At 67.8% G+C, this 13,410-nt stretch carries 10 protein-coding genes; all 10 read right to left on the bottom strand.

Features of this window, described 5'->3' with window-relative positions; translation table 11 throughout:
• Positions 1 to 77 precede the first annotated feature (77 nt).
• Genes ACOGXI_RS03490 through rpoN form a run of 10 tightly spaced genes read right to left on the bottom strand, consistent with a single transcriptional unit; the run spans position 78 to position 13,410 of the window.
• Positions 78 to 2,390, bottom strand: a complete 2,313-nt coding sequence (locus tag ACOGXI_RS03490) for a DUF5916 domain-containing protein (RefSeq protein ID WP_419937502.1) — start codon at positions 2,388 to 2,390, stop codon at positions 78 to 80.
• Between the two features lie 20 nt (positions 2,391 to 2,410).
• The gene (locus ACOGXI_RS03485) at positions 2,411 to 3,166 is read right to left on the bottom strand and encodes a class I SAM-dependent methyltransferase (protein ID WP_419937501.1); all 756 of its coding nucleotides are present in this window, start codon (positions 3,164 to 3,166) and stop codon (positions 2,411 to 2,413) included.
• Positions 3,163 to 4,068, bottom strand: coding sequence for an ion transporter (locus tag ACOGXI_RS03480; RefSeq protein ID WP_419937500.1), 906 nt, complete (start codon positions 4,066 to 4,068; stop codon positions 3,163 to 3,165). Before ACOGXI_RS03480 ends, ACOGXI_RS03485 begins: the two co-directional genes overlap by 4 nt.
• Positions 4,068 to 4,859: a polyprenol monophosphomannose synthase gene (locus ACOGXI_RS03475; protein ID WP_419937499.1), complete on the bottom strand. Its 792-nt coding sequence runs from the start codon at positions 4,857 to 4,859 to the stop codon at positions 4,068 to 4,070. The genes ACOGXI_RS03480 and ACOGXI_RS03475 overlap by 1 nt, the downstream gene beginning before the upstream one ends.
• 12 nt (positions 4,860 to 4,871) lie before the next feature.
• Positions 4,872 to 5,873 carry a hypothetical protein gene (locus ACOGXI_RS03470; protein WP_419937498.1) on the bottom strand — a complete coding sequence of 334 codons (1,002 nt, stop codon included), beginning with the start codon at positions 5,871 to 5,873 and terminating at the stop codon, positions 4,872 to 4,874.
• Positions 5,870 to 8,272, bottom strand: a complete 2,403-nt coding sequence (locus tag ACOGXI_RS03465; protein WP_419937497.1) for a hypothetical protein — start codon at positions 8,270 to 8,272, stop codon at positions 5,870 to 5,872. The genes ACOGXI_RS03470 and ACOGXI_RS03465 overlap by 4 nt, the downstream gene beginning before the upstream one ends.
• Positions 8,269 to 9,774 (bottom strand): hypothetical protein, encoded by a 1,506-nt coding sequence (locus ACOGXI_RS03460; protein WP_419937496.1) that lies wholly within the window; start codon positions 9,772 to 9,774, stop codon positions 8,269 to 8,271. Before ACOGXI_RS03460 ends, ACOGXI_RS03465 begins: the two co-directional genes overlap by 4 nt.
• On the bottom strand, positions 9,771 to 11,018 hold the full coding sequence (locus ACOGXI_RS03455; protein ID WP_419937495.1) for a glycosyltransferase family 4 protein: 1,248 nt from the start codon (positions 11,016 to 11,018) through the stop codon (positions 9,771 to 9,773). Before ACOGXI_RS03455 ends, ACOGXI_RS03460 begins: the two co-directional genes overlap by 4 nt.
• On the bottom strand, positions 11,015 to 11,953 hold the full coding sequence (locus ACOGXI_RS03450) for a glycosyltransferase (RefSeq protein WP_419937494.1): 939 nt from the start codon (positions 11,951 to 11,953) through the stop codon (positions 11,015 to 11,017). Before ACOGXI_RS03450 ends, ACOGXI_RS03455 begins: the two co-directional genes overlap by 4 nt.
• A complete protein-coding gene (gene rpoN / locus ACOGXI_RS03445; RefSeq protein WP_419937493.1) occupies positions 11,950 to 13,410 on the bottom strand; it encodes an RNA polymerase factor sigma-54 in 1,461 nt (486 codons plus the stop codon). The genes ACOGXI_RS03450 and rpoN overlap by 4 nt, the downstream gene beginning before the upstream one ends.

Below are 13,410 nucleotides of genomic sequence, written 5' to 3'. Positions count from 1 at the left end.
AGGTCTGTGCAACCCAAAGAACACCTCCCCGACCCGGAGGGTTCAATACCCTGTGGCGGCGGGACCTCCGGTTCCGGCTACCAGCTGAACGTATGGGAGTACTTGACCATGATCGCCCGTCCCGCCGACCGGGGCAGCCTCGGATCGAAGCCCCGGTCGCGTTCGAAGTTCACCCCTTCATTATAGACGATCCAGAGGTCCGTGCCCTCCCTGAAGTGGTAGCGGAAGCGCGCGTTGATGCTGACTCGCTCGTCGAGGTTGTTGTACTGCGCGAAGGTACTGAGGGAGAGACTGCGGTTCAGGGCGAAGGAGAGCTTCACGCGGCCGAGGTGGGTCGTCGCCGCCTCGTCGCGGCCGGGAAACTCGATCCGGTTCACCTCGTAGCCGCCGCCGATCTCCAGGTAGCGGGATGCGCTCCAGGTCGGGTTGAAGATCAGGCCGACGCGGCGCCCGTCGTAGAAGCGTCCCACGGTCGTCCGAATGTCGCCCCGGAAGATCGCGGTGCGCGGCAGCATCCAGTCGATGCCCGCCTCCGTGAACCGGTATTCGCCGGGCGGGATCGACAGCTCCCCGATGTCGAACGGGATCCGTATGTCCTCGAACTGCGTGTTCGAGTACGGGGTGATCGTCGAACCCGACTTGAAGGAAAACTCAACCTCGGGGCGGATCGAGCGCGACTCGGGCGTGAGATCGGCGTTGCGGTAGTAGCTCTCGGTCGTCACCGAGGGGGTGATCGTGTTCAGCGACGCGCTCGGGCCCTGGAGCCACGTGTGGGCAAGCTGCCCGCCGAAGAGCGTGAAGTCGCTGCGCAGCTGGAACCCGAGGCGCGGCGTGTAGTCCGGTCCCACCCGGCGGTAGTAGAGGTTGTACCACAGCCCGCGATCCGTTCGCCGTTCCCAGCGGGCGCGGATGAGCGCCGCGTCGAGGACGTTCCGCTCGCGCACCGCCTCGTCGAACGTCTGCGCCCACGTGACGGTGATGTACTCGTTGCCGAACGGGCGCACCTGTGTGTCCAGACCATAGGCGACGTTGTCCTGGCCGTTCGCCCCGAGGCGCGTCGCGACGATGCTCCCCACGTAGGAATACGGGTTGAGGATCTGCTGCTTCAGCCGCATCACGCCCACGTTCTCGCCCGAGCGGCCACCGGCGGGAGCGGTCTGCATGTTCAGGACGCCGTAGTCGAGGCCTCCGACGCGGCCCACGAGTCTCGCGCCCCCGTAGATGCGGACGAGTTCCCCCCGCTCGAGCCCGATCCGGCGGCTGAAGAACACGCGATCCGTGAACCCGCCCGTCCCGAAGTCGAAGGTTGAGGAACGCTCTTGGAAGAACTGCCGTTTCTCGGGAAAGAAGAGGGAGAAACGCGTGAGGTTGATCTGCTGATCGTCGGCCTCCACCTGGGCGAAGTCGGTGTTCACCGTGAGGTCGATGGCCAGATTGGAGGAGGGCGAGTACTTGAGGTCGATGCCGGGCTCCGTCGTCGGATCGCGTTCCGTGGCCCAGAAGGCGGCCGCGTCGGAGGGTTCCCGAAGCACCGGCGTCTGGTTGAGGCCGCCGAGCACGTACGGGGTTATGTAGACCGGCGCGGTGGGCCGCACGCCGCGCAGCGTCACGCGCTGCGTCTGGGACGGCTTCATGAACGCCAACCGGCCCCACTCCCGCGCGATGGCCGGGTACACCTGACGTTCGTTCTTGCGGCCGATGTAGCGGTAGAAGGTGATCCCCATCGTGACTTCGTCGCCCTCGGCCTGGAAACCCAGCGTCGAGAACGGGATGCGGAACTCGGCGAACCAGCCCTCAGCGGTCCTCGTGGTGACCACGTCCCAGTGCGCGTTCCAGTCCTGGTTGAACGGCGGCAGATCGCCCGAGAACTGGGCATCGTTCGAGATGGAACGGTCGTGACGGACCCCCGCCGGTGTGGTGGCGAACCAGAGCGCGGTCTCGTAGTCGTTGTAGCTGTCGACCACGAACGAGAGCAGGTCGTCGCCGCTGTAGGTGTCCCGGTAGAACGTGTTGACGCGGATCCCGTCCGGATTCGAGTCGTACATGCGTCCCGAAGCGTAGAGATAGCGGTCGTCGTGCGCGAGCCGAAGCTCGGTCCGTTCCGTCAGTTCGCTCCCGTGAGTGGGGGAGAGGTTGAACAGCGGGAGGGGCTCGATGGTGTCCCAGACGGGCTCGTCCACGACCCCGTCGAGTTCGATCTCCTCCGAGATGCGCGGGATGGCCACGGGAACGGGCGAGCGGAGCGCCTCCACGTCGACCTCCCCCGCGCCGGTCTCCTGGGCCGCGAGCCCCGAGACCGCGCTCACGACCGCCACGGCGCCGCCGAACACGGCTCGCACGAGCCGGCCGGTGCCCCCCGACGGGCCACCCGGCACGCGCGGGGACGACATGCGGTTCCTCGTCCGCAAGCTCAATCTCGCCGCGTGAGGAGAAAGAACCACTGCGGCCCGCAGCGCAGGATTCCGCGGCGCAGCCTGACGGGAAGGACCGAGAGGATCCGCCAGACGGACCGCCACTTGCCGCCCCCGTCCCTGCACAGCACGGATCGAATCGCGTGTTCGGTCATGTCGGCACGCCGCAGTTCCGGAACGTTCATCGTGCGCTGCAGCGAGCGGTATCCCAGGAAACGGATTCCGCGGTAGCTCTTCGCGCGCCCCGTCCAGCGAACGTAGCGGTCGGCCAGCCCCCGAGGCAGCCAGCTCAGAAAAGGCAGCCGGTAGTGCGGCTCAAGAAACGCCCATCGGCTTCCCGCGCTCACATAGGCGGAGCCCCCGGGCTTGAGCACGCGGGACACCTCCTCGAAGAGGCTTCGCGGGTCGGCTACGTGTTCGTAGAGGTGGTTGACAATGAGGAAGTCGAAGCACGCGTTGGAGGCCGGAAGCCGGGTCCCGTCGGCCACGCAGGTGCGGCCGCGCTCGATCACGACTCGCGGGTCCAGCTCGAAACCGATAATGGGCTGCCCGCTGAGCTTCTCGAGTTCACGCTTGAGGAGGCCCGTACCGCTCCCGAGATCGCCGACGACGCCGGCCGCGCGGATCTTGTCGCCCACGATCGTGTCGAGGACCGCCGCCTTGCGGCGCCGGCTCTCCCTGTACTCACGGCTCGCCAGAAAATCGTCGTAGTAGTCGCGTTCGGCGGAGTCGGCATGCCATGACGAACGGCTCATTCGAGCAGTTCGGTGCCGCAGTGCTTGCAGTGGCTGGCATCCTCGTCATGGCCCGGCGAGGCGCAGCGCAGGCACATCCTCGCCATGGCGGCGCGCAGGGTCGCTCCACGACCCGTGATCTCGGCCGTCACGATGCCCGTCGGGACGGCGATCACGCCGTACCCCAGGATCATGAGAAGCGCCGCGAGCATCTGCCCCGGCGGGGTCTGGGGCGTGATGTCGCCGAACCCCACCGTCGTCACGGTCACGATGGCCCAGTAGACGCCGCGGGGGATGCTGCTGAAGCCCGCCTCCGCTCCCTCGATCACGTACATCGCCGCGCCCACGACCGTCACCACGACGAGCACCGCGACGATGAAGACGGCGATCTTGTAGGCGCTCGAACGCAGGGCGCTGATCAGAAGTCGCTCTCCCCCCACGAACTGGGCGAGCTTCAGAACCCTGAACACCCGCAGCACCCGCAGCACGCGGATGACGGCGAGCGCCTGCCCTCCGGGGATCAGCAGCCCCACGAAGTTGGGCAGGACGGCCAGCAGGTCGACGATCCCGAAGAACGAACGAGCGTATCCTGTGGCTCGCTCGGCCGAGATGAGGCGGAACGCATACTCGATCGTGAACAGCACGGTGAACACCCATTCGAGCGTCCACAGCAGGCCTCGCGCGCGCACATCGAAGTCCTGCACGCTCTCCAGCATCACGACGACGACGCTGGCGAGGATGACGCCGATGAGGCTGAGGTCGAACAGCCGGCCGGCCCGGGTCAGGTTGCCGAAGATGATGCGGTGGGCCTCGCACCTCCACCGCGGTCGCGTCGAGAAGACCGGATGATTCTCGTAGTCGATCGCCGGACGCTCGGGCTCCCGCCGGGATGGGACGTACGACATCGTCCGGTTCTTGGCCATCACAGCCTCCCGATGAGGGACCGCAGGCGCAGCGCCCACACCCGCCACACCGCCTCACGCACGATCGCCCCCGACATCTTGCTCTGTCCGAGGCGGCGGTCGGTGAACACGATGGGCACTTCCCCTACGCGGAACCCTTTCTTCCAGGCGCGGAAGTTCATTTCGATCTGGAACGTGTACCCGGTCGACCCCACGCGGTCGAGATCGATCGTCTCCAGCACGCGGCGCGCGAAGCACTTGAAGCCGCTCGTGGAGTCGGCGAGGCGCAGTCCCGTGGCGATGCGCGCGTACTTGTTCGCGTAGTAGCTGAGGAGCAGACGCGACATCGGCCAGTTGATGACGTTCACCCCCGCAGTATAACGAGATCCGACGACGACATCGAAGCGGGCGGTCGCCGCGATCAGGTCGGAAAGATACCGCGCGTCGTGCGACCCATCGGCGTCCATCTCGAAGACCCACTCGAAGTCCCGCTCGAGCGCCCAGCGGAAACCCGCGATGTAGGCGGTCCCGAGCCCCGACTTCCCTTCCCTGTGCAGAACGTTCACGCGCGGTTCCGCGGCGGCAAGGGAGTCGGCGAGGACCCCCGTTCCGTCGGGAGATGCGTCGTCGACGACGAGGACCGAGAGCCGGCTGTCCTGCGCCAGCACGCGCTCGACGATCCCGGCGATGGAATCGATCTCGTTGTACGTGGGCAGGATGACGAGGCCGCGCTGGCCGCCCGCGGAAGCGGAAGCGGAGATGCGATCCCGGTCGGAATCCGGGGACGAAGCAGCGGATCTTTCGGGGCTCATCAGGCGGACAACCTATCGACCCCCGGGGCGGTCCCGCATCCGTGAATCGTCCGGTTGGACCCGCGCGGATCGCAGCAGCGCCAGGGCCAGACCGAAGGATGCGAGCTCCGCGGCCGTGGTCCAGAGGCGAGCCGCCAAAGCGAGTGCGGCGGCGGGTGCGGCCGGGGTGGCGGTCACCGCCGTCAGCAGGCCGACGATCGCGCTCTCACGCACGACCAACCCTCCCGGCGCCACCAAGGCGAGGTAGCCCACGACGTAGGATCCGGCGAAGACGCCCAGCGCCGCCGCGAAACCGATCGTATTTTCGAGCACCAACCCCTCGATCAACGCCAAGAAACCGAGTCCGTGTAAGAGCCAGACGAACAGGCTCCCCACCCCCGCGCGGCACAGCATCCCCCCGCCCAGTTCGGCGTTCCCGTCCACTGTCGTCTCGCGCAACAGGCGACGCCCCAGTCGGATGACGAAGCGCAGGACGGGCGGCGTGAGCGCGGCAGCGAGGGCGATGCCGCCGGCGACCAGCGGCCACCGGCCTACTCCGTCGAACGCACCGGCTCCGAGCACCGCGAAGGCCAGCGAGACACCCGTAGCGACAATGGCGGCCTGGAAAGCGATCAGCGTGACGAAGGCCGTCGCGCCGGAATCCCCTCGACCCCGGACGTAGGCCACCAATCCGGTGACCTGCCAAATCTTTCCCGGCAGGTAGCGGCCGAGATTGGAACCGAGCCATGCCGCGGCCGCTTCCGGAACGCCCACTCTGCCACCCGCCGTCCGGAACATCCAGGCCCAGATCCCGCCGCTCGCGCAGAGGGCCGCGACTTCGCATCCGATCGCGGCGGCCAGCCAAAGGGGCCGCACTCGCCAGCGGGACATGCCCGATGCCTCGATGTCCCCCCACGCGGCCCAACTGCCCGAAAACGCCAAGCCGACCGCGGCCAGAGCCGCGAGGAGAAAGGCGACGGCTCCGACCGCCACCCACCGGCGCCCCCGCGCGGCGCCGGCGGGGTCTGCGGTCACGCCTCCGATCCTCGGCACCGACGTCGCCAGGAGACCAGGATGCTGACGATCAGGCCGACCATCGTGAGGAGACTGACCCAAACACTGAAGCCGAAGGGAGGACTCCGATACTCGAAGATCAGTTCATGCCTCCCGGCGGGGATTTCCACGCCGCGGAACGCCGTGTTCACCCGCCACACGACGGCCTCTTCCCCATCGAGAAAGGCCTTCCAGCGCTCGTGATGGATCTCACTGACCGCGAGCAGACCTCCGCGATCCGCCACGACCTCCAGTACTAGGCGATCCGGCTCGTGGTCAACGAGTGAAGCGCTTCCCTGCCCCGCCGCCGGAGCTTCGCCATCTGCCTGCGCTTCGACGATCGTCAACCGCGCGGGATTCGACACCTCGAGCGTTCGCGTAACCGCGGCGACGGTATCGTGGACCATCTCGATACCGGCCGGGAAGTAGGCGTACGGAAGCTCTGCGGACAGTTCGTACAGATGGCGTCCGTTTGCTTCCGCGATCGATTCGGGGCCTTCCTGCGCGCCGGGCGTGATGAGATAGTGGACGTTCAGCAACCGATGAACGACTGGATGCCGCAACAGCCCTTCGTCCGGCGTGATGCCACCCACGAGTCGCGCGTACGGCCGCAGGAGAAACTTCTGGAGGCCGCTCGCGGACGACACTCCGTAGTAGGCCAGCTGGTTCGGACGGTAGTTGGGTGTGGGGTCGGCCAAGTTCGGCGCCCAGACGCGTTCTCCTGGCTCCGCGTTCTCGTACAGGGCCTCGATGACGGGGTCGGTCGCGAGCGCGGCGTCGGCATCCTGCACTCGCAGGTAGCGCGCATCCACGCGCCACAGGTCCATGATCCCGAACGCGAGAACGACCATCAGCGTCCAGGTGCCTAGCCGGTGGCGCGCCACTCCCCAGGCCGCGCCCCACGCGAGACCGAATCCCGCAAGAAGAAACAGGCCGTTGAGACGCAGCGCAGCGACCGAAACCGCTGACGGCTGACGCGGCCATCCGTCGGGATACCAGGAGAGCAACGCGAAGTTGGCCAAGCCACGCGGGTTGAGCACGGCCGCCGCGCCAAGCAGAAGAATCGGTCCGCCCAAGAGGAGCACGGGCCAGGACCAATGGCGCGTCGCGGCATCCCGTCCGGTCTCATCGTCCGATGTCGCCGCCGCGGCGGCGCGACGGTTCAGCGCCGCCTCCCAGCCGTAGGCGGCGAGCAGGGCGACGAACACCGTCACCGGACCCAGCATCATCGACGGAGCCCGCAGGCTCGACATCATGGGCAGCAGCGCATACGCGATCCGGTGCACAGGCGTCGCGGCCCCGAGCGCGAACAGGACGCCCAGCGTGCCGGCGCCGGCGAGGAACCACACGGCCCGCCTCTGGTCGCGACCCAGCGACCGGCCGAACCCCGCCGAGATGCCGAGAATCGCAAGCGCGAGCGGGACGGCGCCGAGGTATTCCGTATGCAGCTTGATCGGGTTCCGTCCCCAGTAGGATCCCGGAAGCGATCCGATGAGATCGGGCAGGAAAAACGCCGTAAGCTCCTGCGGCGGCAAAGCCCACGAGGCCGCGAATTCGTAACCGCGCTCCCCTGCCGCGCGCGTGACGTGCTCGAGTATGGTCAGCGTCGGGAAGAACTGGGGCGCGGCGACCAGGACCGCGGCCACATTCGCGAGCGCGAACCACGCGAACGGGCGGACGTACGCCCTCCAGGGGGCCTCGGCCGAGGCCGGCCGGGGGAGCCGGAAGGCCACGTGATACACGAAGAAGGCCGCGAGGGCGAGGCAGGAGAAGTACATCATCTGCACGTGCGCCGAAAACGTCTGCGCCGCGATGACGAACGCCAGACCGGCGAACCACCGGAACTCGTTCCGCTCGAGTCCGCGATTGAGCAGGCCGAGCGCCAGCGGGATGAGCGTCATGGTGAACATCCGCCCGTCCTGTCCTCCGAACAGATGGGACGTGACGTAGCCCGCCAGGAGGAAAGAGGCTCCGCACACCGCCGCAGAGGCCGGTCGAAGCCGGAACGAACGTCCGAGAAAGTAGCCGAAGGCGCCGTTCAGGAAGGTATGCAGAACGAAGGTCCAGCCGATGGCCCGATGCAGCGGCAAGAGGAAGTAAAGGATCGTCGACGGATAGAAGATTGGCCCCGGCAGGATCGCGACGAACGGCATGCCTCCGTAGACGTGCGGGACCCAGAGCGGCACGCCGCGGCCCGCCAGAACCTCGTCCACATAAAACCGGCGCAGCGAGATCCCCTCGAACAGCATGTCCGACCCGAAGAGGAGTCGCTCCGGGTGGAAGATGAAGTCTCGGTAAAAGAGCAGCGTGACGAGTGCCGCCGCGCCCAGGAACCACCAAACGGTGGAACTTCGGCATCCTGCCGTCGCATTCGCCCTCATTCGGCGTTCGCCGAGGGGGCAAGCAGACGGAATACCGCCGACATCGGATCTCCGCCTGCGTAGACGGCCTCGAACCGGTCCTCATAGGCCCGGATAGCCGGTACGAGGTATCGGTGCGTCGTGGCGCTGACCTGGTCCACGAGCACGAAGTCCGCTCCCATCGCCTCCAGTCCCGCCATGACGGTCGCCGGGTCGGAGGAAAACGGATAGAGGTCTCCTCTCCGCCGCGCATACCAGTAGAACAATCGCGGCTTCCGGTTGGCCATGATTGCATCGGGCGGCGTGTTGTCGCGCGCCCAGCGCGCGGCCTCGTAAAGGCTCGCGTTGCCAGGAGCGTCGCAGGGTCGGCCCGCGCGGTAGGAGGCCGCGCAGGCAAGACGGTCGGGAACCGTCTTCACCGTCCAGGCCAGGCCGAACAGGGCGATGACCGCCGGTGCCGCCCACCTGGCCCATCGCCCGCGATTCGGCGGCAACTGCCAAAGAGCGGCAAGTGACAGCAGCAGGATCACGGGCACGAGCGGGAGCAGAAAGCGCCGGTCGGTCCACACGGACGGCCACGCCGCAATCAGCCCGGCGTACAGGAGCGCGAACAACTCCGGCGTCTGGACCCCCCGACGTGACCGGATCGCCCACCCGGCCAGGGCGGCCGAAGCAATGGCGAGCCCCAGCACGGTGCGGAATCCGTCCCCGCCAACCCCCGGGCCGAGAAGAGTCTCCGGGACGACCCGGCTCACAAAGGTCCAGCAGTTCTCGGCCGTTCGAGCGAGGAGCCCCGCGATGCCCACCGTGCCGGCCGACGGCGTGTAGGGGTCCACGAGCAGAAGTTCGGCCAGATACCCGGGCTGACCCGCCGCCGCCCAGCGCTGGTAGAGGCTCCATGCGCCCAGTGTGCCGATCCCCGCCGCACCGGCGCGGATCGCGTGACGCCGCCGCCCGTCCAGGAACCAGGCCAGCGGGAGCGCCACGAGTATCGCCATGCCGGCTGTGCGTGTGGCGAAAGCCGCGACCGCCGCGAGCATCGCCAGGGTCGCCCCCTTCCCGTCGTCCCGCAGCGAAAACCAGAGGGCCAGGACCACGAGAAGGGTGAAGGGGGCCTCGCTGAGCACGTAGTGACCGTATTCGAGCAGCGTCGGATTCACAGCCAGAACTCCGGCCGCCAGCAGCGCGGGACCGTCGCCGACCCAGCGTTGCCCCAAACGAGCGGTGACCCACACGGTCGCGCTCGTCATCAGCAGCATCGCGACCTTCGCCACGCCAACCCCCCCAAACCATCCGAGTCCCGCGAGGAGGAGGGGCAGTAGTGGCGGGTACTTCGCATGCAGCGGAGTCCCGGGCAGGTGCAGATCCCGATAGCCCTCTCCGCTCCGCAGCGCGTCGCCGAGAATAAGGTATCCCGCGTTGTCTCCACCGGGAAACAAGATGGGTTCGAACACCAGGAGCCCCAAGACGAAATGAAGCGCGGCAATCCCGAGCGCAGCCAGGCCGAAGGAGCGGTGCATCATCGCGTGTGGTCCGGCCCCGGGCGTATGTCACGCCGGACGGCCACGGCGCGCTCGTAATGGCGCACGAGCCGATCCACCACCCGCGGCAGCCCGAAGTGCTCGCGCATGTGCGCCCTTCCTCTCTCGACCCGCTCCCGTGCCGCCCCGGCGTCTTCGATGACCCGGACGATGGCCTCCGCCAGCGCGCCGGCGTCGCCGGGCGGTACCAGCAGCCCCGTCTCGCCGTGCCTCACGATGTCCGGGATTCCTCCCACATCGGACGCGATCAGGGGCAACCCGAATTCGAGCGCTTCGAGGAGAACCACGCCGAGCCCCTCCGTGTCGCCTTTCCCATCGACGACCGCCGGAAGGATGAAGAGATCGCTCGCCGGGTACGCCTCGGCGAGCGCTTCTTCACCGACTCGGCCCTCGAAGCGCACGAAGGCGTCGACGCCGACACGGCGGGCCTCCGCTTCCAGCGGGGCGGCCTGGGGCCCATCGCCGATCACCGTGAGCGTCGCGTCGACGCGCTCACGGACGCGAGCCAGCGCCCGTATCAGGATATGCACGCCCTTCCGCTCCACAAGGCGGCCCACAAAGAGAAGTCGCACGGGTCCCACGCGCTCCGGCGGCCGGGCCTCGGCGGTCATGCTCCCGGGTAGCGATCGATCGGAGATGGCCGCGCTGAAGGGAATCACGGGCACTTCGCGCGACGTGTACCGGGCCACGGCCGCAGCCGTCGCGGTCGAGATGGCCGTCACGGCGTCGGCGCTCTCGATCGACCAGCGAAGGAACGGCACGGCCCAGCGGAGACGGCGCTCGATCCAGCGGACTTCAACGGAATAGAAGCTCGAGACCACGGCCGTCCGTTCCGATGACGCGCGTGCCAGGGCCCCGAACCAGCCGTGCGGAACCGGCCAGTGCACGTGGACCACGTCCGGGGGCGACGACGTCCCGAGACCGATCGACGCCAGGCTGCCGCCCAGCATGTATCCCGGCAGAAGCGCGGCGTAGGCCGGCCGGCGGCGAAGACGGTCCGGTGCGGTCTCCTCGTGCGTGAGGGTTTCGAGCCGGGCCGGGGCGTACCGGAAGCGGCGCACGGGAATGTCTCGCCACTCCGTCGCGCCCCCACCCCGGTAGGCGGGCGCCAGTACCTCGACGTCCACGCCCCGTTCGCACAGGCCGAGCAACAGTCTTCCGAGCCACGGGGTGATCACGTCGTCGTCATGGCGGGGGAAGGCCGTGACGACATGAACGACCCTCACCGGGTTCCGCCGCGCTTCAGGTCTTCGATCTCGTCTCGCAGCTGCGCCATCGTCTCCGCGAGGAACCCGAGCACGAAGAGGAGGAGGCCTCCCACGACCAGGAGAAGTACGAGCGTGAGCAGCGGACGATACCCGAGGCCGAACCCGAAGCGCAGCACGAGGGCCGCGAGCCCCGTGACGCAGCCGGCCGCGATCATCGCGAGGCCGCTCGTGCCGAAGAAGAGCAGCGGCTTGCGCCCGAACACAAGCTGGAACCACACGGAGACCAGATCCAGCATCCCGATCAGGATTCGCCGGCGCCCGGAGAACTTGGGCTCGCCGTGCCGTCTCGGCAGGAGGTCGATGTCCAGCTCGCCGAGCCGGTATCCGCGGGCATGGGCGAGCACGACGAAATAGCGGTGCCAGTCGTGCCGCAGCCTGAGGCCCGTGAGGACCTCGGCCCGAAACGCTTTCATCGAGTTGAGATCGCGAACGGGCACCTTGAAGATCGCCCGCGCGAGCCGGTTGTAGACGGACGAGGTAAAGCGCTTCTCGTAGCGTCCCACCTTGCGGCCCGCGACGAGGTCGTAACCTTCGTCCAGCATCGCCGCGAAGCGCGGGATCTCCTCCGTGGAATGCTGCAGATCCGCGTCGAAGAGGACGAGGTACTCGCCGCGGGCGGCCGCCGCGGCCGTGAGCATCGCCTCCGTCTTCCCCCGGTTTGCGCGATGCCGAAGCACGATGGCCCCGCCACCCAGCCCCGCCCGCGCGGCCGCCTCCTCGGCGGCCTCGGCCGTTCCGTCGCCGGAACCATCGTCGACCAGGACGACCTCGGCCGCGAGGTCGTGCTCGTTGAACGTCGTCGCGAGTTCCGCGAACAGCTCAGGCATGTTCTCGGCTTCGTCGTACGCGGGGACGATGACCGAGATCCTCGGGTCCCGCACCTCACCCCTCATACGCGCCTCCGTAGCCGCGCCGGAAGGATCCCGAGCCGGTCCCGGTACTTCGCCACCGTGCGGCGCGCGATCCGGACCCCCGTCTTCTGCAGGCGGGCGGTGATCTCGTGGTCGCTGAGCGGCGCCGTGCGGTCCTCCTCCGCCACCAGCTTGCGGATCCGGACCCGCACTCCCTCCGACGACAGGTCATTTCCCCCGAGCGTCGAATAGCCCCCCGAAAAGAAGAACTTGAGCGGATAGAGTCCCCGCGGCGTCTGAACGTATTTGCCGTTGGTCACGCGAGAGACGGTGGACTCGTGCACCTCGATGTGTCTGGCGACATCGCGGAGCGTGAGCGGCCGCAGGTGTTCGACACCCTTCTCGAAGAAGTCGTGCTGCCGTTCGACGATGAAATCCATCACCTTCAGCATCGTCCGGCGGCGCTGCTCGATCGCCTGGATCAACCACCGGGCACTGTTCAGCCTCTCCGAGATGAACGCCTTGTTTTTCCCCTGGAACCGGGCGCGATCCGCGGCGACATCCCGGTAGACGGGCGAGAGTTTCAGTCGCGGCAGCGACGCGTCGGCGTGTGAGACGCGGTACCGCCCCTCGACTCTCTCCACCGTCAGGTCCGGGATCACGTAGGATTCCGACGTGTCCGCATGCCTGAGACCGGGCTTGGGGTCGAGCTTCGCGATCTCATCGGCCGCCGTCTGCACTTCGCGCGGCGTGACTCCGTATTCCTCCGCCAGTTCGGGCCACCGATGGTTCGCGAGATCGTCGAAGTGCCCGTCGACGATACGGTAGGCCAGCGACGCCTCCCGCCGACGGTCCTTCAACTGCAGCAGGAGGGTCTCGCGCAGGTCCCGGGCCGCGATTCCGCTCGGTTCGAAGGACTGGACTCGGGCGAGCATCTCCTCGACGTCCTCCCGCGAAACCGCCCCCCTCGCGTCCGGCCGTTCCTCCGGTGGTTCCTCCAGTCGTTCCTCCAGCGCCTCGAGAATCCGGTCGAGCGAGCATGAGAGGAACCCGTCGCGGTCGACGTTCCCGATGATCTCTTCGCCGATCAGCAGCTGATGCTCGCCGAGACGGAGCAGGTTCAACTGCTCGTGGAGGTGATCCCAGAGACTCTGCGTGGCGGCCGGCACGGGCGTGTAATACTCCCGATCGCCGTATTCCTCGGGCCGCCCGCCCGCATCGAAGTCGTCGAGGAGAACATCCTCCCAGTCCACCTCCTCCGCGGGGTCGTCGCCCGCGTCATCGGCCAGGGAGTCACGCGCGTCGTCGGGGCCGTCCGGCTCGTCTCCGGGTTCCACGAGATCGAGGAACGGGTTGTCGACGAGTGCCTGTCTGAGGTGACCCTGAAGATCGAGCAGCGGCATGTGCAGAAGGTCCATCGCCTGGTAGAGGCGAGGCTGCGCCTTCTGTTCCTGCCGCAGGTGGGGGCCCGCGGAGAGATTCGGCCGTCCCGATGCCAT

Origin of the sequence: Candidatus Palauibacter sp. (genome assembly GCF_965208055.1) — a bacterium.
In the GTDB taxonomy this organism is placed as follows: Bacteria; Gemmatimonadota; Gemmatimonadetes; order Palauibacterales; family Palauibacteraceae; genus Palauibacter.
The sequence above is the reverse complement of the archived record's forward strand: the minus strand, read 5'-3'. Positions and strand labels throughout refer to the sequence as shown.

Coding starts and splice junctions, on each gene's coding strand:
- ACOGXI_RS03485 (WP_419937501.1), bottom strand. CDS start 3,166: ATGAGCCGTTCGTCATGGCATGCCGACTCCGCCGAACGCGACTACTAC.
- ACOGXI_RS03450 (WP_419937494.1), bottom strand. CDS start 11,953: ATGAGGGGTGAGGTGCGGGACCCGAGGATCTCGGTCATCGTCCCCGCG.
- ACOGXI_RS03460 (WP_419937496.1), bottom strand. CDS start 9,774: ATGATGCACCGCTCCTTCGGCCTGGCTGCGCTCGGGATTGCCGCGCTT.
- ACOGXI_RS03490 (WP_419937502.1), bottom strand. CDS start 2,390: ATGTCGTCCCCGCGCGTGCCGGGTGGCCCGTCGGGGGGCACCGGCCGG.
- ACOGXI_RS03480 (WP_419937500.1), bottom strand. CDS start 4,068: ATGGCCAAGAACCGGACGATGTCGTACGTCCCATCCCGGCGGGAGCCC.
- rpoN (WP_419937493.1), bottom strand. CDS start 13,410: ATGGCATCGGGACGGCCGAATCTCTCCGCGGGCCCCCACCTGCGGCAG.
- ACOGXI_RS03475 (WP_419937499.1), bottom strand. CDS start 4,859: ATGAGCCCCGAAAGATCCGCTGCTTCGTCCCCGGATTCCGACCGGGAT.
- ACOGXI_RS03465 (WP_419937497.1), bottom strand. CDS start 8,272: ATGAGGGCGAATGCGACGGCAGGATGCCGAAGTTCCACCGTTTGGTGG.